The sequence below is a fragment of the Kribbella sp. CA-294648 genome (assembly GCF_050943845.1).
GTDB lineage: Bacteria > Actinomycetota > Actinomycetes > Propionibacteriales > Kribbellaceae > Kribbella.
In genome coordinates, this window is sequence record NZ_CP191981.1 from 119,352 (window position 1) to 139,679 (window position 20,328).

General features: G+C 68.9%; 18 protein-coding genes. 9 read left to right on the forward strand and 9 right to left on the reverse strand.

Annotation, left to right across the window (positions count from 1 at the left end; genetic code table 11):
• Nucleotides 1-246: 246 nt before the first annotated feature.
• The 3 genes from ACQPYM_RS00610 to ACQPYM_RS00620 are packed head-to-tail and all read left to right on the forward strand — an operon-like array spanning nt 247 to nt 4,261.
• Nucleotides 247-1,338 (forward strand): quaternary amine ABC transporter ATP-binding protein, encoded by a 1,092-nt coding sequence (locus tag ACQPYM_RS00610; protein WP_433013096.1) that lies wholly within the window; start codon nt 247-249, stop codon nt 1,336-1,338.
• Nucleotides 1,338-3,299, forward strand: coding sequence for an ABC transporter permease subunit (locus ACQPYM_RS00615; protein WP_433013098.1), 1,962 nt, complete (start codon nt 1,338-1,340; stop codon nt 3,297-3,299). Before ACQPYM_RS00610 ends, ACQPYM_RS00615 begins: the two co-directional genes overlap by 1 nt.
• On the forward strand, nt 3,296-4,261 hold the full coding sequence (locus tag ACQPYM_RS00620; protein WP_433013100.1) for an ABC transporter substrate-binding protein: 966 nt from the start codon (nt 3,296-3,298) through the stop codon (nt 4,259-4,261). The genes ACQPYM_RS00615 and ACQPYM_RS00620 overlap by 4 nt, the downstream gene beginning before the upstream one ends.
• Nucleotides 4,262-4,281: 20 nt before the next feature.
• On the opposite strand, the gene ACQPYM_RS00625 is transcribed toward ACQPYM_RS00620, so the two are convergent.
• Together ACQPYM_RS00625 and ACQPYM_RS00630 are read right to left on the reverse strand one after the other, a co-directional pair.
• Nucleotides 4,282-5,580, reverse strand: a complete 1,299-nt coding sequence (locus ACQPYM_RS00625) for an FAD-binding protein (RefSeq protein WP_433013102.1) — start codon at nt 5,578-5,580, stop codon at nt 4,282-4,284.
• Nucleotides 5,581-5,642: 62 nt separating this feature from the next.
• On the reverse strand, nt 5,643-8,828 hold the full coding sequence (locus ACQPYM_RS00630) for a BTAD domain-containing putative transcriptional regulator (RefSeq protein WP_433013104.1): 3,186 nt from the start codon (nt 8,826-8,828) through the stop codon (nt 5,643-5,645).
• Between the two features lie 71 nt (nt 8,829-8,899).
• Between ACQPYM_RS00630 and ACQPYM_RS00635 the strand changes: the two genes are divergently transcribed.
• Nucleotides 8,900-9,787 carry an NAD(P)-dependent oxidoreductase gene (locus ACQPYM_RS00635; protein WP_433013106.1) on the forward strand — a complete coding sequence of 296 codons (888 nt, stop codon included), beginning with the start codon at nt 8,900-8,902 and terminating at the stop codon, nt 9,785-9,787.
• Nucleotides 9,788-9,925: 138 nt separating this feature from the next.
• Nucleotides 9,926-10,522 (forward strand): ParA family protein, encoded by a 597-nt coding sequence (locus ACQPYM_RS00640; RefSeq protein WP_433013108.1) that lies wholly within the window; start codon nt 9,926-9,928, stop codon nt 10,520-10,522.
• A 58-nt stretch (nt 10,523-10,580) separates the two neighbouring features.
• Here the strand turns inward: ACQPYM_RS00640 and ACQPYM_RS00645 are convergent, their stop codons facing one another.
• Genes ACQPYM_RS00645 through ACQPYM_RS00655 form a run of 3 tightly spaced genes read right to left on the reverse strand, consistent with a single transcriptional unit; the run spans nt 10,581 to nt 14,431 of the window.
• Nucleotides 10,581-11,798, reverse strand: coding sequence for an ROK family transcriptional regulator (locus ACQPYM_RS00645; protein WP_433013110.1), 1,218 nt, complete (start codon nt 11,796-11,798; stop codon nt 10,581-10,583).
• A 56-nt stretch (nt 11,799-11,854) separates the two neighbouring features.
• A complete protein-coding gene (locus tag ACQPYM_RS00650; RefSeq protein WP_433013112.1) occupies nt 11,855-12,745 on the reverse strand; it encodes an oxygenase MpaB family protein in 891 nt (296 codons plus the stop codon).
• A gap of 33 nt (nt 12,746-12,778) precedes the next feature.
• A complete protein-coding gene (locus ACQPYM_RS00655) occupies nt 12,779-14,431 on the reverse strand; it encodes a PHP domain-containing protein (RefSeq protein WP_433013114.1) in 1,653 nt (550 codons plus the stop codon).
• A gap of 140 nt (nt 14,432-14,571) precedes the next feature.
• On the opposite strand from ACQPYM_RS00655, the gene ACQPYM_RS00660 reads away from it, so the two are divergent.
• Nucleotides 14,572-14,913: a PadR family transcriptional regulator gene (locus ACQPYM_RS00660; protein WP_433013116.1), complete on the forward strand. Its 342-nt coding sequence runs from the start codon at nt 14,572-14,574 to the stop codon at nt 14,911-14,913.
• On the forward strand, nt 14,910-15,881 hold the full coding sequence (locus tag ACQPYM_RS00665) for a hypothetical protein (protein WP_433013118.1): 972 nt from the start codon (nt 14,910-14,912) through the stop codon (nt 15,879-15,881). Before ACQPYM_RS00660 ends, ACQPYM_RS00665 begins: the two co-directional genes overlap by 4 nt.
• Here ACQPYM_RS00665 and ACQPYM_RS00670 read toward each other — a convergent pair.
• The gene (locus ACQPYM_RS00670; protein WP_433013120.1) at nt 15,842-16,381 is read right to left on the reverse strand and encodes a GNAT family N-acetyltransferase; all 540 of its coding nucleotides are present in this window, start codon (nt 16,379-16,381) and stop codon (nt 15,842-15,844) included. The two genes, ACQPYM_RS00665 and ACQPYM_RS00670, sit on opposite strands and share 40 nt — an antisense overlap.
• 8 nt (nt 16,382-16,389) lie before the next feature.
• Nucleotides 16,390-17,685 (reverse strand): XRE family transcriptional regulator, encoded by a 1,296-nt coding sequence (locus ACQPYM_RS00675; protein WP_433013122.1) that lies wholly within the window; start codon nt 17,683-17,685, stop codon nt 16,390-16,392.
• A gap of 229 nt (nt 17,686-17,914) precedes the next feature.
• Between ACQPYM_RS00675 and ACQPYM_RS00680 the strand changes: the two genes are divergently transcribed.
• Nucleotides 17,915-18,091: a hypothetical protein gene (locus ACQPYM_RS00680; RefSeq protein ID WP_360276567.1), complete on the forward strand. Its 177-nt coding sequence runs from the start codon at nt 17,915-17,917 to the stop codon at nt 18,089-18,091.
• Between the two features lie 320 nt (nt 18,092-18,411).
• Here ACQPYM_RS00680 and ACQPYM_RS00685 read toward each other — a convergent pair whose 3' ends face one another.
• On the reverse strand, nt 18,412-18,831 hold the full coding sequence (locus tag ACQPYM_RS00685; RefSeq protein ID WP_433013124.1) for a MarR family winged helix-turn-helix transcriptional regulator: 420 nt from the start codon (nt 18,829-18,831) through the stop codon (nt 18,412-18,414).
• Between the two features lie 28 nt (nt 18,832-18,859).
• Here ACQPYM_RS00685 and ACQPYM_RS00690 point away from each other — a divergent pair, with 28 nt between their 5' ends.
• Nucleotides 18,860-19,291: a MarR family winged helix-turn-helix transcriptional regulator gene (locus ACQPYM_RS00690; RefSeq protein WP_433013126.1), complete on the forward strand. Its 432-nt coding sequence runs from the start codon at nt 18,860-18,862 to the stop codon at nt 19,289-19,291.
• On the opposite strand, the gene ACQPYM_RS00695 is transcribed toward ACQPYM_RS00690, so the two are convergent.
• Nucleotides 19,269-20,297 (reverse strand): GNAT family N-acetyltransferase, encoded by a 1,029-nt coding sequence (locus ACQPYM_RS00695; RefSeq protein ID WP_433013128.1) that lies wholly within the window; start codon nt 20,295-20,297, stop codon nt 19,269-19,271. The two genes, ACQPYM_RS00690 and ACQPYM_RS00695, sit on opposite strands and share 23 nt — an antisense overlap.
• Between the last annotated feature and the right edge of the window lie 31 nt (nt 20,298-20,328).

Here is a 20,328-nt window from a genome sequence, read left to right on the forward strand (position 1 = left end):
GGCGTTGGAGAAACGTCCACGATGCTCCGCATCGAGGACGCTCCTCCGCCTTGCGATGCACGCACCTGGACACCGGAGCTGCTGCAGGAACCCCCGGCTCAAGACACTGGCGGCCCGCGTGAGGCGCGGTAAGAGCGGGTAAAGCTTGTGGAGTCAGATACCCGCGGGGGAACTCCGGACCTATCGTTTCGATAGTGTCGGCGGTTCACGACGAACCCGGTGGCCGGGATGCGAGGGTGAACCATTGTGACCGCTCAGCTCGAGTACCCCGACTTGGACGACAGCGAGGCGCTGCTGTCGATCCAAGGCCTGTGGAAGGTCTTCGGACCGAAGGCCGCCCGGGTCCCCCGCCGGCCCGAGCTCGCGGGGCTGACCCGCTCCCAGCTGCTCCACCAGACCGGCTGTACGGCGGCCGTCCGCGACCTCAGTTTCGACGTCGCCCCCGGCGAGGTCTTCGTGGTGATGGGCCTGTCCGGATCCGGTAAGTCGACGCTCGTCCGCTGCCTGACCCGGCTGATCGAGCCCACCGCCGGCAGCATCATCTTCGAGGGCGAGGACCTGCGCGCCGCCGACGAGAAGCGGCTCCGGACGCTGCGCCGGAGCAAGTTCTCGATGGTGTTCCAGCACTTCGGCCTGCTCCCGCACCGCAAGGTGATCGACAACGTCTCCTACGGCCTCGAGGTGCGCGGCGAGAGCAAGCCGGATCGCCGCCGCCGCGCCCAGGAAGTGATCGACTTGGTCGGCCTGAGCGGCAACGAGAACCTGTACCCCGAGCAGCTCTCGGGCGGCATGCAGCAGCGGGTCGGCCTGGCTCGCGCGCTCGCGGGCGACCCCGACGTACTGCTGTTCGACGAGCCGTTCTCCGCGCTCGATCCGCTGATCCGCCGGGAGATGCAGACGGAGGTCGTCCGGCTGCACCAGGAGGTCGGCAAGACGATGGTCTTCATCACCCACGACCTGTCCGAGGCGCTCAAGCTCGGCGACCGGATCCTGCTGATGCGCGACGGCGAAGCGGTCCAGCTCGGCACCGGCGACGAACTCGTCGGGGCTCCGGCCGACGACTACGTCCGCGACTTCGTCCGCGACGTACCGCGGGCCGACGTCCTCACCCTGCGCTGGATCGTCCGCCCGCCGCGCGACGGTGAACCGCTGGACGGCCCCGAGCTCGGCCCCGACGTCCTGGTCCGCGAGGCGACCCGGCTGGTCCTCGAGGCGGACCGGCCGGTGAAGGTCGTTGCCGACGGGCAACTGCTCGGCGTGATCGGCGACGAGGAGATCCTCGCCGTCGTCGCGGACCGGGATACTGCCCCCGAGCGTGCCGCCCGGCACTCCTCCTGATGGCTTCCATCACCAACTCGCTCGAGCTCGAGGTCCGACGGCCGCGCCGTGGGGTGATCGTCGGCGTCCTGCTGGTCGCCTGGGTCGCCGCCTGGTTCCTGCTGAAGGGCGTCAACACGCTCGCGCTCGGCGGTCAGGAGACCACCGGGCTGCATCGCTGGCTGACCGACCACCGCGACTTCCTGGGCAGCGGCAACGCGTTCCTCGACGCGATCCGGACCGGCGTGGACCAGCTCGTCATCCTGCTGCAGGCGGTCATCGCGCAACCGTCGTACGGGCGGCCGGTGCCGGTGATCGGGTGGCTCGGGGTCGTCGCGGTCGCGGCGTACCTGGCCTGGGCCTTCGGGAACTGGAAGGTCGCGGTGCTGACCGCGGCGGGGCTGACCTTCCTCGGGCTGCAGGGGTTGTGGCAGGAGAGCATGGATACGCTCTCACTGACCATCGCGGCGGTGTTGCTGGCGCTGCTCGTGGGCATGCCACTCGGCATCTGGGCCGGGTTGTCGGATCGCGCCTTCAAGGTCGCGACGCTGATCCTCGACCTGATGCAGACGCTGCCGACCTTCGTGTACCTCGCGCCGCTCACCTTGTTCTTCGCGATCGGCCCGGCCGCGGCGACGATCGCGACCCTGATCTACGCGGCGCCCCCGGTGGTCCGGCTGACCGCGCACGCGATCCGCTCGGTGCCGCGGGAGAGTGTCGAGGCGGCGCGTTCTCTGGGCTCGTCGGGTGGCCAGACCCTGTTCAAGGTGCTGCTGCCGATGTCGCGCAGTACGGTCGTCGTCGGCATCAACCAGACGATCATGGCCGCGCTGTCGATGGTGACCGTCGCCGCCCTGATCGATGCGCCCGGCCTCGGCCAGACCGTGCTCAAGGCGCTGCAGACGCTTGATGTCGGGGTCGCGTTCAACGCCGGCCTGGCGATCGTCGTCCTGGCCATCGTGCTCGACCGGGTCACCACCGCGGCCGGCGACCGCCCGTGGCGTACTGCGAGCCTGCGGCGCAAGGTGCTGCTCGGCGTCGGGGCGATCGGCGCACTCGTGGCGGTGTGGTTCTCGCGGACCTATCTGTGGGCGGCCGAGTTCCCGACCGGTGCCAATATCGGCTCGAAGATCGCCGTCGCGGCGGCTGACGTGACGACCTGGGTGCAGGACGTCTTCGGCGGCTTCACGTTCGGCGTCCGCGACGTGGTGACGAACGGCGTTCTCAACCCGCTCGAAGCGCTGCTCACAGAGTCGCCGTGGTGGCTGGTTTCCGTGGTGGTCGTGGCGCTGGCCGCGTTGCTGGGCAGCTGGCGAGGCGCAGTACCGGCTGCTGTTTGTCTTGGTCTCCTGGTCGCGACCGGGGTCTGGCACGACAGCATGGTCACGCTCGCCTCGACCCTGCTCGCCACCGTCGTGGTGGTCGCCGTCGGGATCGTGCTCGGCGTGTGGACCGGTCGCAACCATCGCGCCGACAGTTGGCTCCGGCCGGTGCTCGACGCCGGCCAGACGATGCCGCCGTTCGTGTACCTCGTACCGTTCCTGGCGCTGTTCGGGACCAGCCGGTTCACCGCGATCGCGGCCGCCGTCGTCTTCGCCGTACCGGTGACCACCAAGATCGTTGCCGACGGCATCAGGGCGGTACCCGTCGCGACCGTCGAGGCGGCGAACTCGGTCGGCTCCAGCACCTGGCAGGTGATCAGCAAGGTGCAGCTCCCGGTGGCCCGGCGGGCGATCACGCTGGCGGTCAACCAGGGCCTGATCTACGTCCTCTCGATGGTCGTCGTCGGCGGCCTGGTCGGGGCCGGCGCCCTCGGGTACGACGTCGCCGCCGGCTTCGCGCAGAGCGAGCTGTACGGCAAGGGACTCGCTGCCGGGCTGGCCATCGTGCTGCTCGGCGTGATGCTCGACCGGATCACCCAGGCCGCGGCCCGGCGTACCCGGAAGTTCAAAGGAATAGTTAGAGGAGACAACCTGTGGTGACCAAGAAGCTCCGAACTGCTGGAGTGCTGACCGCGCTGGCGCTGGCGCTGACCGCCTGTGGGGGTGCGAAGGTCGGGGAGTCCGACAAGCCGGCCGCCGGCAACAGTGGCAAGGAGTGCGGCACCTTCAACCTGGCCGTCAGCCCGTGGGTCGGGTACGAGGCGAACGCGGCCGTGGTCGGGTACGTGGCGACCAAGGAGCTCGGCTGCAAGGTGGTGAAGAAGAACCTCAAGGAGGAGATCTCCTGGCAGGGTTTCAGCACCGGCGAGGTCGACGCGATCCTGGAGAACTGGGGTCACGAGGACCTGAAGAAGAAGTACATCACCGAGCAGAAGGTCGCCGTCGAGGCCGGGCTGTCCGGCAACAAGGGCGTCATCGGCTGGTACCTGCCGCCGTGGCTCGCGGCCGAGAAGCCGGAGCTGAAGGACTGGAAGAACCTCAACAAGAACGCGGCCCTGTTCAAGACCTCCGAGTCGGGCGGCAAGGGGCAGCTGCTGGACGGTGACCCGTCCTTCGTCACCAACGACGAGGCGCTGGTGAAGAACCTCAAGCTGGACTTCAAGGTCGTCTACGCAGGCTCGGAGACGGCACTGATCCAGGCGTTCCGGGACGCGGAGAAGAACAAGAAGCCGGTGATCGGGTACTTCTACGAGCCGCAGTGGTTCTTCAACGAGCTGAAGCTGGTCAAGGTCGACCTGCCGCCCTACACGGCCGGTTGCGACGCGGTGCCGGCGAAGGTGGCCTGCGACTACCCGGCGTACGAGCTGGACAAGATCGTCTCGAAGAAGTTCGCCGACTCGGGCAGCCCGGCGTACGAGCTGGTGAAGAAGTTCAACTGGACCAACGACGACCAGAACGTGGTGGCGAAGTACATCGCCGAGGACAAGCTGACGCCGGACGCGGCCGCCGAGAAGTGGGTCAAGGACAACCAGGCGAAGGTCGACGCCTGGCTGGGTAAGTAAGCCGCTTGGTTTGGTAGTAGCTAGCCGGTTGGCTGGTGGAAGATGCCCGGGCCGGGAGTGAGGATGCCGGCCGGGTCGTGCTTTTGCTTCAGTGCCTGAAGTCCTGGCCAGCGGGCGCCGTAGTGGTCCGCCCAGTCGTCCTGGCTGAACGGGACCGACTCGATCGGGTACCGCGTGCCGCCGAGCGCGCGGGCCCGGTCGTACAGGCGGCGGTTCCGGGCCAGCATCTCGTGGGCGAACTCCGTGCTGGGTTGGCCGGCCGTCATCACGGTGAAGAGGTAGACCCATTCCCCGTCGTCCTGCGGCAGGCTGAGCGACGGCCTGGTCAGGCGGGAGCGGCGGTGGGCGTAGAGCAGGACGAATCCGCCGGTGCCGATGTCCCGCGGGGTCAGGTTGCCGACCACCTCGGTGACGTACTGCTCGACGGTTGCTTCCGGCAACCAAACGGTAAGCCACGGCTTGGCCAGGTTGTCCCAGTCGAGCAGCTCGCGCAGTTGCTCGACAGCGACGTCGATGCGGGTCACGTGCGGGAGGAAGTCGGTCTGGCTGACCTCCGTGGCGCTCGGGGTGAGACCGCGGAGCAGGTGGGCGTCGTCGGGCGGCTCGGCCCGTGAGTGGAAGGTGAAGGCGTTGAGGTGCTGGATCTCGCCGTGCTCACCCGGCCGCCACCAGTCGCCGTAGATCTCGCTGATCTCCGCGCGTCCTAGCAGCGTCCGGAAGTCTTTGAAGAAGTCGCTGATGTAGGGGTAGGTGAGTTCGTGCCCGCGGACCTGGTCGGGCGCCGGTCCGAGGCCGACCGTCGCCTTGGTGATGATTCCGTACTGCCCTAGTCCCGCGAGAACGGCTTCGAAGAGTTCGCGGTCTTGCGTTGCCGAGCACTGGCGCAGCTCGCCGGTACCGGTGACCACCTCGAGCTCGATCACGCTGTCCACCTGACCACCGGACTGGATCGCGGGTGGAATCCCGCCGAGCGACAGGGTGCCGCCGAGGCTGAGGCCGAGGAATCCCGTGAGTGCGGGCGGCGTCAGGCCACGCTCATGCGCCGCGTTGGTCAGCGTCAGCCAGTCGACTCCCGCATCAACCACCGCACGATCGTCCCGGATCTCATGGATCGTGTTCAGCGACCGCATGTCGACCAACAACCCGTCGACCAGCCCCTGCCCGTGCGTCGTGTTAGCCAACCCCCGAGCCGCCACCGAAACCCCACGCCGCGCACAGAACTCCACCATCACCTGGATGTCACGCACAGACCCCGGCCGCAAGACCGCCCGCGGCGTCGTCCTCAGATACCGCCCAGCATCCCGAGAAACCTCGCCCACGCCGGCTTCATCAACCACCAAGTCCCCATCCAACCCAGACCCCAACCCAACCCACTCAACCATCAAGCCCACCCTCCAATCCGCCGCCGAACCCGCTCCACATCAAACCCTTCCCCCACCCCCAAAGGCACCCCCACCCGCAACCGCAACTCCTCCGCTTCTTTCAAAAGTTCTCTTGCTTTTCCTGTTTGACCGGCACAGGCGTGCGCGCTCGCCAGACCTTCCAGTGCCAGGGCGATGGCTCGTTCGTCTCCTGTGGTCAGGGCTGTGGTGTGGGCTTCGGCCTGTAGTTGGAGGGCTGTGGCGTGGTCTCCCCGTTGGTCTGCGATGAAACCGAGTTGGGTGAGGATGAACGACACCCCCGCCGTCCCGCCGATCTGCCGCAACCACCCGAGCCACTTCGCCAGGTGCTGCTCCGCCTTGTCCAGCTCACCCCGCCGGCGCGCCGTCATCCCGAGGCCGACCTCGGCATACTCCTCCGCCGACTTGTTCGACTGTTCGATCGCCAGTCGCCGCGCCCGCTCGTGCAACTCGTCGGCCCGGTCGTAGTCCCCGGTGAGCATCGCGATCCGCCCCAGCCCCGACGTACGGAACGACACCTCCGTCCACATCCCCAGCTCCTCCGCCAGCCGCAGTGCGTCTTGCAGCCGCTGGGTAGCCGTGGGGTAGTCGCCAGAGATCTCCGCAGCCACGATCAGCGAGTAGTTCGCCTGCAACAACCCCCACCCGTCGCCAAGCTCCTCGAACAACTCTGCACTCCGCAGGCCGTCCTTCATCAGCGCAGGCAGGTCAGCGTGCGTCAACGACAACTGCGCCCGAGTGCTGAGCGCAGCAGCCAACCCCCACCGGTCCCCGAGCCGCTCGAAGGTCGCAATAGCCCGGTCAACCCGCTCCATCAGCTCACGACCATCGCCGTACGCCCACTGCGTCGCCGTCAGGAACCACTCAGCTCGCGCCCGACCCTGCGCATCATCGACCGACTCAAACAGAGCCAGCGCCGCCTCACTGGCCGCCGTCAGGTTGTTCCCGTCCGCTGCCGTCGCAGAGAACCCCACACTCCACACAGTCGCCGCAGCGCGCGCAGCACTCGCAGGACCCGGTACTGCGAGCGCAGCGGCCAAGGCGCGCCTCCCCTCGCCCAGGCGTCCGCGGAGGTACCAGTACCAGGCCATGGCGTTCACCAGCCGCAGCGCAGTCGCCGGCGACGCGTGCTGGAGCGCCAGCCGCAGGTTGGCACTCTCCAGGTCCAGCCGGCTCAACCACAGCCGCTGGTTGGCGCCACGCAGATGCGGCTCCGCCTGCTCAGCCAGCGACACGTAGTACGCCGAATGGCGGCGCCGCAACCGTGGCTCCTCACCGGACTCGACCAGCCGCTCGATGCTGTAGGCGGCGACAGTCTCCAGCAGTCGATACCGGCCTCCCGTGGAGACAACCAACGACCGGTCGACCAGCCGAGCCAGTACTTCGGCCGGCAGCTCGCCGACCTCCTCCGCAGCCTCCAGGCTGAAGCTGTCCGCGTGTACTGCGAGCCGCCGGAGCAGCGTCTGCTCCTCCTCGCTCAGCAGCTCCCAACTCCAGTCGATGGTCGCCCGCAGAGTCCGCTGCCGCTCCGGCACTCCACGTCCACCCGCCAGCAACCGGAACCGGTCGTCCAGCTTCGTAGCCAGCCCCTGCACCCCCAGCGCCCGGACCCGAGTAGCCGCCAACTCCAACGCCAACGGAATCCCATCCAACCGTCGGCAGATAACCCCAACAGCAGCTCCGTCTGTGGTGAGTGGCTGGAGAGGTGCGCCGGCGGCGGCCGCTCGGTCGCGGAACAGGCGGGCGGCAGCTTCAGGTTCCAGCGGGTTCACCTCCAACAGGTGCTCGCCTGCAAGACCCAGCGGCTCGCGGCTGGTCGTCAGCACGCGCAGTCCCGGCGTCTCCGCCAGCAAAATCCCCACGAAGTCGGCTACGGCATCGACAAGGTGCTCACAGTTGTCCAGCACCAGCAGAGTCGGCCGAGCCTCCAACGCCTCGACCAACCGCTGGCACAGCGCCACCCCTACCGCCGGAGCCGGCACCCCCACCACGTCATCCCGCAACCCCACCGCAGCAGCCACCGCGTCCAGCACATCCACATCCCGAACAGCAGCCAACTCCACCAAAACCACCTGCCCCACACCCCGGCCCGCCGCAGTGGCAACCCCGCCCGCTTCACCGACGGCCCGGCCCGTTCCAGCTGCAGCCAGGGCCGCTCCAGCGGCAACCCCGCCCGCCTCAGCCGCAGCCCCCGCCCGCGCTGCGTCTCCGCCCCCAGTGCCTGTTGCTGCGGTGTCGCGGGCCAGTTCCAAGGCCAGCCGGGTCTTCCCCACTCCACCTGATCCGATGAGCGTCAGCAGGCGTGTCTGCTCCAGCAGTGCCCGAGCCTCCGTCAGCAGATCCTCCCGCCCGATCAGCTCGTTCACCGGCGCCGGCAGTCGACTTCCCGGGCTCACGGCCACCGCAGCGCCCGCGGTCAACGCGGGATCGTGCCGCAGGATCGCCTGATGCAACGCGGCCAGCTCCGGCCCTGGGTCAGCGCCCAGCTCCTCAGCCAGCAACTCCCGGTACTCCGCGAACGCCTTCAGCGCCTCGTCCTGCCGCCCGGCCCGATACAGCGCCCGCAACTGAATCCCCCGCACCCGCTCCCGCAACGGATGCTCCACCACAAGCTGCGCGACCTCACCCAGCAGCGTCCCCCGCCCGGCCTCATCCCCCCGCAAGAGATCAGCCTTCAACCGAGCCTCGAGAAGATCCTCGGTAGCGGTCAGCCGCAACTCCTCCAGCCGATCCCGCGCCGCCCGCGCGAACTCGCGATCAGCGACCTCCGCGTACGCCGCCCCCCGCCACAACCCGAGTGCCTCCTGCAGCACCTCGACACGCCCAGCCGCCCCGCTCACCAACCGCTCGAAGTTGTTGCTATCGACAACCTCCTGCGGCACCTCCAGCGTGTAGCCGCCCGGCCCGTGCGTGACAAGAGCCCGACCGCCCGGCTCGGCCCGCGCGAGCGCAGTACGGAGCTGAGACACGCGGGCTTGCAGGGTGCCGGAGGCGTTGCGAGGCGGTCGGTCGCCCCACAGGTCATCGATCAGCCGGTCGGCCGAGACGGGCTTGCCGAGGTTGACCAGGAGGTCCAGCAGCAACGCCCGCACTTTGGTGTCAGGCACGACGACCGGCTCGCCCGCGTCTGTCCGCACCAGCAGCGGCCCCAGCACCCCGAAGTACACGCTGCAACAGTAGCCACCGCTACGGACAGCACCCGTAGAGAATCCGTAGCGGGCTTCCGCAGGATCAAGGCATGACCAACAACCACGAAGCAGTCACAGTCATCGGCCTCGGCGCCATGGGCTCCAAGATGGCCGAGACCTTCCTCGCCGCCGGCCACCCGACCACCGTCTGGAACCGTACGCCGGGCCGCGCCACGCAGCTCGTTGCAGCCGGGGCCACTGAAGCAAGCACGGCGGCAGAGGCCGTCGCCGCCAGCACCCTCGTTGTGATCAGCCAGGTCGACTACGCGGCCATGGACAACTCCCTGCAGGGTGTCGACCTCACCGGTCGAGTACTGGTGAACCTGAGCTCCGACAGCCCCGACCGGCTCCGCCAGGCTGCCCGCTGGGCGACAGAGCGCGGTGCCACCCTCATCACCGCCGGCATCATGGTCCCGCCGCCAGGAATCGGCCAGCCCGGCGCCTACTCCTTCTTCAGCGGCCAGCGGGAGGTACTGGAGACCCACCGGGCCACGCTGGAGGCGCTGGGCCGGGTCGACTACGTCGGGTCCGACCCGGGGCTGTCGATGGTCTACTACCAGGCCATGCTCAACCTGTTCTGCACGACGCTGATCAGCTACATGTACTCGACGGCCCTGCTCGGCTCGGTCGGGATCAGCGCCGAACAGTACCGGCCGTACGCCGCGCAGATGATGCTCGAGCTCGCCGACGAAGGTCCGATGGGCTACCTCAAGATCCTCGCCAAGGAGATCGACGCAGCCAACTACCCCGGTGCCGAGAACAACCTGCACATGATGGCGGTCGGCAGCGAACACATCGCACAGGCCTTCACCCAGGCGGGTCTGGATGGCACCCTGCCCGGCGCGGTGGCCGCGCTGTTCGCCCGGTCGGACGCCGACGGGCACGGCCTCGAAGGGTTCAGCTCGATGATCGAGACGATCCGGAAGCCCGCCGCCTGACGGTCACCCCGGCCGGCGGCCCGGCGTACAGGTTGAAGGGTGGTTGAGCTTGTCGAAGCCCGGAGCAACTATCACGCGGCGCGCGAGCAACGCCGACGACACGCCGGAAATCGGACGGAACCGGGTAGCGTCGGTTCCATGATCATCGTGACAGCTGCACTGAAGGGCGGGGTAGGCAAGACAACCACGTCGGTGTACTTGGCCGCGCTGGCATCTTCCAACCGTCGCACCGCCACCCTCGTCGACGCCGATCCGCAGGGAAGCGCCGCAGACTGGGTCGCCGATTCCGACGACGACCACCTGGCCAGGATCGAGATCGCCGAGGCGCCGACCGAGCGGCTCCTCACCAAGGCACTGGACAAGGTGCCACCGGAGGGCATCGGGGTGGTGGACATGCCCCCGTCGCACGAACGCCTGCTGAACAAGGCGCTCGAGCGGGCCCGCATCGTCATCATCCCGACCCGGGTCGGCGGCGTCGAAACCCCACGGGTGAAGGCGGTGCTGGAGCTGGTACCCAAGGAGGTGCCGGTCGGCCTGGTGATCTGCTCGGCGCGCACCTACACGCGCAGCTACCAGGAAGCCATGAAGCAGTACGCCGACGAGAACATCCCGGTCTGGGGCACCATCCCCGAACGAGTCTCCATCACTGCCGGCCCCACCGGCCCTCTGGCCGAAGACGGCCTGGAGTCCTACCGCAAGGTCTGGCGAAAGATTCTCGCCGCCGCCCGCAGTTGACCCCAGAGCATGCGTGGGTGCACCACAACAGCACCCACGCAGCTCCTGCCCTTCTGAGTCAGCGGGTGAGGGGTGGTTCGGCTCTTACGTAGGAGCGGATGACGGTGGCTGCTGCGCCTCGGGCCCAGTCGTCGAAGGTGTGGGAGCGGAGCATCAGGCGGCAGTCGCCGGCGGCGCCGAAGGCGTGTTCGCTGAAGGTTTGGCGCATCCGCTGGTCGTACAGGTCGTAGTCGGCGACTCCCTCGCCGGCGATCACCACCAGGTCCGGGCCGACCAGGTTGACCATCGCGGCGAGCGCCGAGCCGATCACCTCGCCCGCGCGGTCGAACGCCTCCCGCGCGTGCTCGTCGCCACTGTGCGCCAACTCGATCGCACCCGACAGGTCGAGCTCCCGTCGGCCGGTCGTCTCGCGCACCCGCGCCAGGATCGCGTCCGACGAAGCGACCGTCTCGACACAGCCCCGGCGTCCGCAGGTGCAGACGAGATCGCCAGGCGCGAGCGGGAGATGCCCGAGCTCGCCCGACACCCCGTACGCGCCGGACACGACCTCGCCGTTGATGTAGAGACCGCACCCGACGCCGGACCCGATCGTCACCACCGCGAACGAGTCCGCGTCGACCCCGACTCCGAACCAGTGCTCCGCCACCGTCAGCGCGCGGACATCGTTCGTCACCACGACCGGGACGTCCAACTGCTCGGTCAGCAGCGCAGCGACCGGCACGTCCCGCCAGCCCATGAACGGCGAGTCCCGTACGACGCCGCCGCGCGCGTCGACATCACCGGAAACCGCCACACCGATCCCGATCAGCGGCCCGGCCGGGTCGAGCGGATCGTCGAGCGTCTCGATGAGTTCCTTGGCGAGATCGACCAGCCGTTTGAGTACGGCCTCGGCGGAGGTGTCGGTCACCGGCTGGTGCCGGACCGCGCGAATCCCGGCCCGGAAGTCGGTCGTCACCCCGATCAGGTCGGTCGGTGTCACCTTCAGCCCGATCACCGAGATGCTGTCCGGGACCACGGTCAGCGGGCTCACCGGCCGCCCGATCCCCAACTCGGCGCGATTCTCGCCGACGTCATCACCCGGTACTGCGACCGGCTGGTCGGTCACGAACCCAGCCTCGATCAACGGCGCGACGGCCTTGGTGACGGCCGCCTGCGACAACCCGGTCCGCCGCGCGATCTCCACCCGCGGAATCGGTCCCTGGGTCAGGATGCGGGTCAGCACCTCGACCCCCGCCGGAGTAGCGAGTGGCAGCGGGCGGTTCGGGCGCAGCGGCACACCCCCAAACTACCGGCGCCAGGTGCACTTCCCACCGCGCGCCGCTCGGGGCGGGGTTACTCGGTGTTGGTTTCGCCCAGGGTGGGCGAGGCCAGGGCCCAGCGGATGGTTCGGGTCAGGCCGTCGCCGGCTGCTCGGACCACGGTGCCCTCGGCCAGTGGCAGCAGCGGGAGCCGCAGCGGCCAACGGGTCCACCAGGGCAACAGTCCTACTGCCGCAGCGGTCAGTACGGCGTACGCGGGGCGGGCGGCCAGTGGTACTGGCGGGTGCACGAGGATGAACCGCGCCGCCTGCCTCGCCTCCGTCGTGCCGCGTAGTTCTGGCCTGTACTCCGCCAGCATCTGCCGCAGCTCCAGTTGCGTGGTCGGTGGGTCCACGACACCCAGTGCCCGAGCCACCCGAGCCGTGTCCTCGACATACCCGTCGCACTCCAGTGCGTCGAGAGGCGCGGCCCCGTACCGCTGGTGCGCCGCCAGGAAGCTGTCCACTTCGGCCAGATGCACCCACTTCAACAGATGCGGGTCAGAAGCCCGGTAGTGAACGCCGTCAGGACTGATACCCCGCACCCGCTCATGCACCGCCCGTACGCGAGCGACCGCCTCTTCGGCATCCGCAGCAGCGCCGTACGTCGTGATGGCCAGGAAGAAGCTGGTCCGCTGCAGCCGTCCCCACGGGTCGCCGCGGTAGCCCGAGTGCGCCGACACCGCCGCCATGGCGAGTGGATGCAACGACTGCAGCAGCAGCGCCCGCAACCCGCCGGCGAACATCGAGGCGTCCCCGTGCACGCGCCGGATCGGCCGGTCCGGCGCGAACCACCTAGGGCCGACTGTGTTGTGAACCTGTGCTCGCGCAGCCCGCGGATCCGGGCCGGCCACCTTCGTCATGATCATCCGGGCCAGCCCGTCCCTCAGCGGGTCGAGCAGGCTCTCCTGGGCAGTGGCGGACATATGTCCAGTCTGCCCACCACTCCAAGCCGCCAGTCACCTGCTGACCTCCACGAACACCGGGTTCGTGTAGAGCCAGGTGTCCAGCCACGGGTCACCGTCGTTGGTCGGATGCTGGATCGGCCCAGCCGGATCGATCGCACTGCCCAGGTAACCGGGCCCGTTCCGCCTGCCGTCGCTGCCCCGCAGGCGTACGTAGTGCGACCGGTCAGCCCGCCCAAGCGGGATGCGAAGCGTGTAAGTCCCCGTCTTCCGCCGTACGTCGATCTGCTCGACCACCCGAGTGTCCGGAGCGCGCCAGCTGTCCCTGTCGGCCGCAGTACCGGTCACTGCTCCCCGGATGACGTCCAAGTGCGCCAGACGAGGAAGTACTCCGTGGAAGTTCGGACGGGTCGCACTGGTCACGGTGACTCGCAGCTCGAGCCGCTCACTCCGGCGTACCTTCAGCCGCCCGCCCAGTGTGACGCCACGATGAGCAGAGCCGGCCGGAGCCACCCGTACGTCGATGCCGTCCACCAGTTGCCCGTGATCCACCCAGACCCGTCCGGCACGCAGACCGGCCATCACTTCCCGGTAGCCGTACTTCGTCACGCCCACGTGCGTCCTGCTGAACTGACCCGGCCAGAAGTCACTCCCAGGCTGCGGGACACCCGAGTCGGTCGGCGACGGCTTCCACCCGAGCGAGTCGAAGTTCTGCCCGGCCGGAAACACCCCGTCCTTCCAGGTGTCCCAGATCGTCCGGTGGTTGTCGCTGTTGGACGTGATCGTGAAGAGCTTGCCCTCGGCGAGCATGGCATCCCAGAGTCCACCCACTGTCGCCGTAGCCCAGTCGAAGCCGCCGTACGTGCGGTAGGCGTCCTTCGGGTACCCCGGGAAGCTGCCCGTGCCAGGGTTGTTCACGTACTCGCCGCGCTGCGCATTGGTCGCGCCACGGAAGGCAACCCAGGCCGGGTCGGCGTCACCCTGCGAACCGGGCGCACCCTCCATGCCGATGCAGACCCCGGTGTCGCGCCAGCCCCGGATCTCGTGGGGCGAGTCGATCCCCAGCCGCAGCGGGTGGTTCGCCAGGACGAGCACGTCGTCGACGTACCCGCTCTGCTTCTGCGCAGCCAGCCACTGCAGCGCCTTGACGGCGTGCAGCTCGTTCGCCGCGGTGTCGTCGGCCCGGTTGGTCAGCTTGCCGTCGTACTCGCGCTCGAACTGCTGGAGCAGCGCGACGTCGTTCGGCCCGGGTGGGACCAGCACCGTGCCGTGCTCGGCGGCCGGGATGTACCACTCGAGTCCCTGGAAGATCAGCATCCGCGGGTTCTCCGCCCGCGCCTTCAGCACCTCCGCATGCTCCGCCTGCGCGCCCTTGTCGGCGTGCCCGAAGTTGCTGTGCTCGGTGAACGCCATCCAGTCCAGCCCGAACTGCGCCCCGCGCTGCGCGAGCTGCGTGAAGTCGTACTTCGCATCGTGGCTGTACCGGGTGTGCACATGGTGATCGCCGACCAGATAAACCAGCTCAGGATCCCCGTACTGCGTACCGGGGCTGGCCGCCGCTTCACCGGCACCGATCCCGGCTACCGCGAAACCCGCACCGAGCAGCCCGGCTCCCCGGATCAGCCCGCGTCGCGACACCCCCTGCGGATCCAGCGACTCTTCGGGAACGTCCGGATCGGCCCAGGCGGGAACTTGCTGCGCGGTCATGGCGGAACCTTTCTTGTGCTGACATGCCAAGTCAAGTCACTGTCAAGGTCCTTGATGACGCAAAGATGTGCGCAGCATGAACGAACCACCTCACCGGTCGATCATTGTCATATACCGATGAACTGACTATGGTGGCGGGCATGTCCACCTCCGAGATGCGCGAGCCGACGTTCCTCGTCCTGGCCGCACTGGCCGACGGCCGCAAACACGGCTACGCGGTGATCACCGAAGTCGCAGGCCTCTCCAGCGGCCGGGTCACCCTGCGGCCCGGCACCCTGTACGCCGCCCTCGACCGCCTCCGCGCCGAAGGCCTCGTCAGGCCGGCCGGCGAGGAGATCGTCGAAGGACGCCTCCGCCGGTACTACGAACTCACCGACTCCGGCGCGGAGGCGCTGGCCACCGAGGCCGCCCGGCTCCAGTCCAACGCGGACCAGGCCATCAGCCGGCTCCGCCTTCGCCCGGCCGGGGGTGGTGTCGCGTGAGCGCCGTCTACCGCGCAGTGCTCAAGTGCTACCCACGCTGGTGGCGCGACCAACACGGCGACGAGGTCCTCGGAGTCCTGCTCGACTCCGCCGATGCGCGAGGCCGGACAGACCTCGGGGACCTGCTCAATCTGGTCGCTCATGCGGTCCGGCTGCGGCTCAACTCGTCAGGTCCGCCGACTCTGGTGCAAGGGATCCGCAACCGCGTCTCGGTGATCGCGGTGACTCTGGTCGCGGCGATCAGCGTCAACTTCCTCATCTTCGGCGAGTGGGCTCCCTGGGACCCGGGAACCAGCATGGTGGTGTCGCCGATCGGCAATCTCACCACCGGCTTGATCTGCTACGTCGCAGGACTGCTCGCCGCGATCGCGGTGGCCGTCGGCCGTGCCCAGGCCGCGCGATGGCTCGCGGCCTTCAGCGGGTTGAGCGCCTTGGCGATGATCCTGCCGCCGATCGAGCAGTTCGCCGAAACCTTCGGCTTCACCCGGCCACCCGGCGCGATCCTCGGCTTCCTGGCCGCGATCTGCGTGCTCGTGGTCGCCGGTGAGCCACGACGACCTGATGGTCACCGCGGTGCGGTCCTCCTGCTGGGGGCGATCCCGACCGTCGGCGTGGTGCTCGTGAGCGCGTCCTCGCTCCAGACCGAGCCGTGGTTCTACTACCGGTCACCCGAACAGATCTCCGTGCGGGTCAGCGGTGGAATCCTGCTGGGTATCGGCCTGCTGGTGATCGCCATCGTGCTGCTGATCGGTGGAAGCCGGGTCTGGGCGACGGCACTCGCCGTGAACTCCGTGCCGTGGTTGCTGCTCACCTACTACACGCCGACCCTGGGTGGCGTCGACGCTCTGGTGGGCGGGGCTGGGCTGCTGGCCGCCGTGATCGGGGCCGCGCTGGCGGCCGGGATCACCGCGGTGACGATCGGCCGGCGTCAGCTGCCGACCCGGACCTCGGTCTCCAGGAGTGAGTAGAGCAGGGAGTCCCGCCAGGCGCCGTTGGTGAAGACGTGGTGGCGGAGACGGCCTTCGTAGCTGAAGCCGAGGCGTTTGACGACGGCTACGGAGGCCAGATTCTCCGGGCCGATCGCCGCGCTGATCCGGTGCAGGTCGAGCGTCCCGAACCCGAACTTCACCAGCGTCCGGGCCGCGTCGGTCGCGTAACCGCGGCCCCAATGGTCCGCGCCGATTGCATAGCCGAGCTTGCCGGCCTGCGTGCCGCTCGGCGCGATGCGTCCGAAGCCGATCACCTGGTCGTCGTCAAGGCGGGTGACGGCGAGCATGTAATCGGGCCGGTCCTCCTGAGCGGACCGGGTGACGATCCCGGTCAGCATCTTCTCCGCCGATTCACGAGTGTGGCTGTCGAACGCCATCCAGCTGGTCACCCGATCGTCACCGACGATGGCGAAGAAGTCCTCCAGATCCTCCGGCCGCAACTCGCGCAGCCTGATGCCATCGCCGGTGAGCGGATCCATCCCGCCTGCTACCGCGGGAAGGTCTGCATCGGCGTACGGGTGAACATCTCGATCTCTTCCTGCAGTTCGCGGGCGTCGTCCGCGCGGCCTGACTGACGCAGCGCCTGGTGCACCCGGCGGGCCGAGTGCACGACGCCGTTGATCCGGCGCTCGGCGGGCAGGCCCAGGACCGGCGCGATCGCGTCGGCGGCGCCGTCCAGCTCACCGTTCGCGATCCGGGTGATGGCCATGGCGGCGTGGCTGCCGGCGGCGTCGCCGAAGGCCCACTCGGGGTGCGATTGGTCGGTGTAGGCGTCCACTGCCTGCCGGGAGTACTGCTCGGCGGTCTCCACTTCGCCCGGGAGCCAGGCGAGCGCGTCGGCCGCGTAGTACAGCTGGCGGTTGCGGCCGAAGGTGCACAGGCCGCCCATCTCGTCGAGGTCGTCGTCCCGGACCGAGCCCCACGCGTTCTCCGCGCGGACCAGCGCGGCGCGGGCGGCGTCGGCGTTGCCCAGGGCGGCCCAGGCGCGGGCCTCGCTGACCGGGAGCCAGACCCCGGTGGTGCTGTTGGCCTGCTCGGCGTAGCCGGCGCCCAGCTGGGCGTACCGGACCGAGTCGTGCGGGTTGCCGGCCCAGTAGGAGACCAGCGACTGCAGCCCGCGGACCCACGCGCGCAGGCCGTGGTGGTCGGCGTTGTCGGCGCACAGGAAGGCCGTCCTGGCCTGGGTCAGGGCGGCGTGCGGGTTACCGAGGTCGTGCGATGCCTTGGCGAGCAGACCGCCGGTCACGCCACCGAGGAAGTACAGCTGCCGCAGGTGTTCCGGACGCTGCCGGCTCTCCAGCAACGCGAAGACCAGGTCCTGCGTCTCGACCAGCTGGCCGAGGATTTCCGGCAGCGGGCGCTGCGGATAGGCCTTCGCGACGTGTCTCACGTCGTCGTACACCTGTTCCATGGCCTCGCTTCCGAGACCGGTCTGGGCCGCGAGGGCAAAAGCCCGCGCACGGCTGGCAGCCATGTCGAGTACCTCCATCTCATTACCTGTCGTGATCCGTCCACTCGATGCAGGCGCCGGCACCACCTGGGCGGCCTGCTCGGGGACGTACGGGGCGAGGAGCTCCTCGACCGGCTTGCCGAACATGCGTTGCAGGGTGCGCCGGGTCTGTGGAGTGGTCCCTGCGCGCTCGCCCGATGCGAGGCGCCGCAGGTGCCGCTCGGTGATGGTTCCACCCAGCTCGACGAACTCGGCGACGATCTCGGAGTAGGTCTGGTTCCGGCGCTGGATCAAGTGCGCCAGGACCGTTCTTGGCGTATACCTACCCGCCATCGTTCCTCCCGTTCACGTCAAGTAGACGTTGTCTCGACTCATGCCCCACGACAAGGTGCAGTCCTCCAGATGTCCGCCAGAGGTCCTGAAGAGGTCCGGCAAAGGTCCGGTCCAGGTCCTAGAGCGGTCACGGTCGGCTTGTGCACCATTACTGCCATGACAACCAGTAAGTCCAACTGGTTGCAAGGGCTGAGAGTTACGGGGTGAGCAAGCAGTGACTGTTGCAGAAATGACGTCGAGGCAGCACCGGCGCAGAGTGCGGGTCTGGTTCGGCGAGCACGTGATCGCGCAGTACGTCGCGGAAGCACCGCTGGCGGCGCGGTACGAGCAGGCGATGCGGCGCCGTTTCGCCGGCCTCCGGGTCACCAACGACCTGCTCGGCCCACAGCAGGACAGCGATATCTGACCAAGCTTCCGGGTCCTCCTCAGACCCGGAGCTGCTCCTGGGGACTCCTCACGTCCAGGAAGCAGCGCTCGAAGGTCCGGGGCACTCCTCAGTCCCGGACGAAACCCGAGGTGCGGTCCGGGGCCTCCTCAGCTCCGGACCGCACCGCCCACCGGCCCGGCTGGGCCGGCGGCTGAGTCCCTGTATCGCCGCCGCCCAGCCGTTCCAAACCACCTCCTGGCCGACACCTCGGGCCGGGCGGGGCAGTGGCTTCTGACACCTCACCAGAAGCCGCACTCCGAGGTGGCCGACTCCGCTGTGTGACCGCCGCGCCTGGGCGGTCACACAGCGGAGCCATTTCCGGCCTCGTGGCCGAGATTCGCCGCCATCCGGCGCAGGACGTCGACCGTCTGCAGGTACTCCGCGTCGACGATCCCGTTCGTGACCCGCCGGCGCTGCGCCTCGACCTTGCCGGTCAGTTGCTCCAGGGCGGCCGCTCCCTCCGGCGTCAGCCGGTCACCGTCGAGCCAGCCGCGCTCCGCGAGCGGAGCTGCGAACGATTCCAGCTCGGCCGGTCCGCCGGACAGAAACGGCGCGAGTGCCGTCGCGATCGGGACGTCCCCGCGGGCGGCGTTGAGGAGCTGCCACTGGCGCCGGTTCAGCCCGTCCGCGGAGAGCACCTGCTCGAAGGACTGCTCGAGCAGCCGGTCCACTTCCTTCAGCCACCATCCGATAGGCTTGTTGTCATCTGACATATACATGTCAATGAGCATATATTCGGGAGGGCAGATGGTCGACCCCGTGGCCGAGGTCGAGGCGGCGATGGTGGTGATCCGCCGCCGTCAGACCCGGCGGATCCTCGCCCAGGCGGCCGGCGTACCGGAGGACTCGGCGCAGCAGGTGGTGGACGCGATCGAGGCGGCCGGGGCCACCCCGATCAGCGTGAGCGGCATCGCCGAGGCGCTCGGCGTCGACCAGCCCCGGGCCAGCAAACTTGTCGCGGCCGCCGTCGGCGCCGGCCTGGTCCGGCGGGAAGCCGACCAGCTCGACGGCCGGCGCATCAATCTGGTCCTCACCGAAGCGGGCCACGAACGCCTGGCCGCCGTCCATCGCTTCCGCCGGCAACGCTTCGCCACCGCGATGCACGACTGGTCCGACGCGGACCGTCAAGCCTTCGCGACTCTGCTGACCCGCTTCGTCAAAGGCCTCGACCACCGCTGACCGCGACGTACACCGCGAACGGCGCGCCGGGACGCACTCCTTCCTGCCCTTCGATCAGCCCGTCCGTCAGGATCTCGCCGGCGTACTGCATCCCGAGCCGTTCCATCACCGCGCGGGAGGCCAGGTTGTGCCGCTCGGTGAACGCGATCACGGAGCGAGCGGCCAACGCGTCGAAGGCGTGGTCGAGCGCGCAGCGGCCGAGCTCGGTGGCGTAGCCGTTGCCGCGGGCCGAGCCCGCCAGCGCCCAGCCCAACTCCAACCGGTCGGACATCCACCGGCCGTCGTCGGCGAGCAGGTCCGCGATCTGGCGGGTGGCATCGTCGTCAGGTCCCAGGCGGTCCAGCCCGCCGCGTCCGACGAGTACACCGGTCGTGCGTTCGTACGCCATCCACTTGCTGACCCCGTTGGCTTCCCAGCGCGACTGGTACTCCGCTGCCCGGCGTACCGACTCCTGCGTCGACCAGGCTCCGGCGTACCACTTGGCGACCCACGGGTCGGCGTGCAGCCGCTCCAGGTCCGCTGCATGTCCGGGGAGGACCTCACCCGGTCCGGTGATCGGCACGAGCCGGAGGCGCTCGGTGAATCGCGTCCGGACGGTGTGCGCCACGATGTCGCGGAGCCGCCGGTCGCCGTCGGTCCGGTTCACCATGAGGAGCTCCAGGTCGTCCGGTCCGACCCAAGCGCTCTGGTCGTGCTTACCCGCTTCCAGCCGGGGCCGGGTCAGGTCGCCGTCGACAGTGATCAGGTAGTCGAGCTCCCGGCGTACCCGGCCCTGCCACTCCCACTCCCAGTCGGCCACAGTCGCGACGATCTTCCGGACCCGCCAGCCGGTCTCTTCTTCGACCTCACGCGCCAGCGCCTGCTCCGGCGTCTCCCCGACCTCCAGGTGCCCGCCGACGATGTCCCAGATACCCGGAAACAACCGCCGCTCCGCAGTACGCCGGTGCACATACACCCGCTGCCGCTCGTCCCGGATCAAAGCCCCGACACAGTCCACTGGCCGCATACCGCCAACCTAGTAGCGTGAGTGCTCTGTG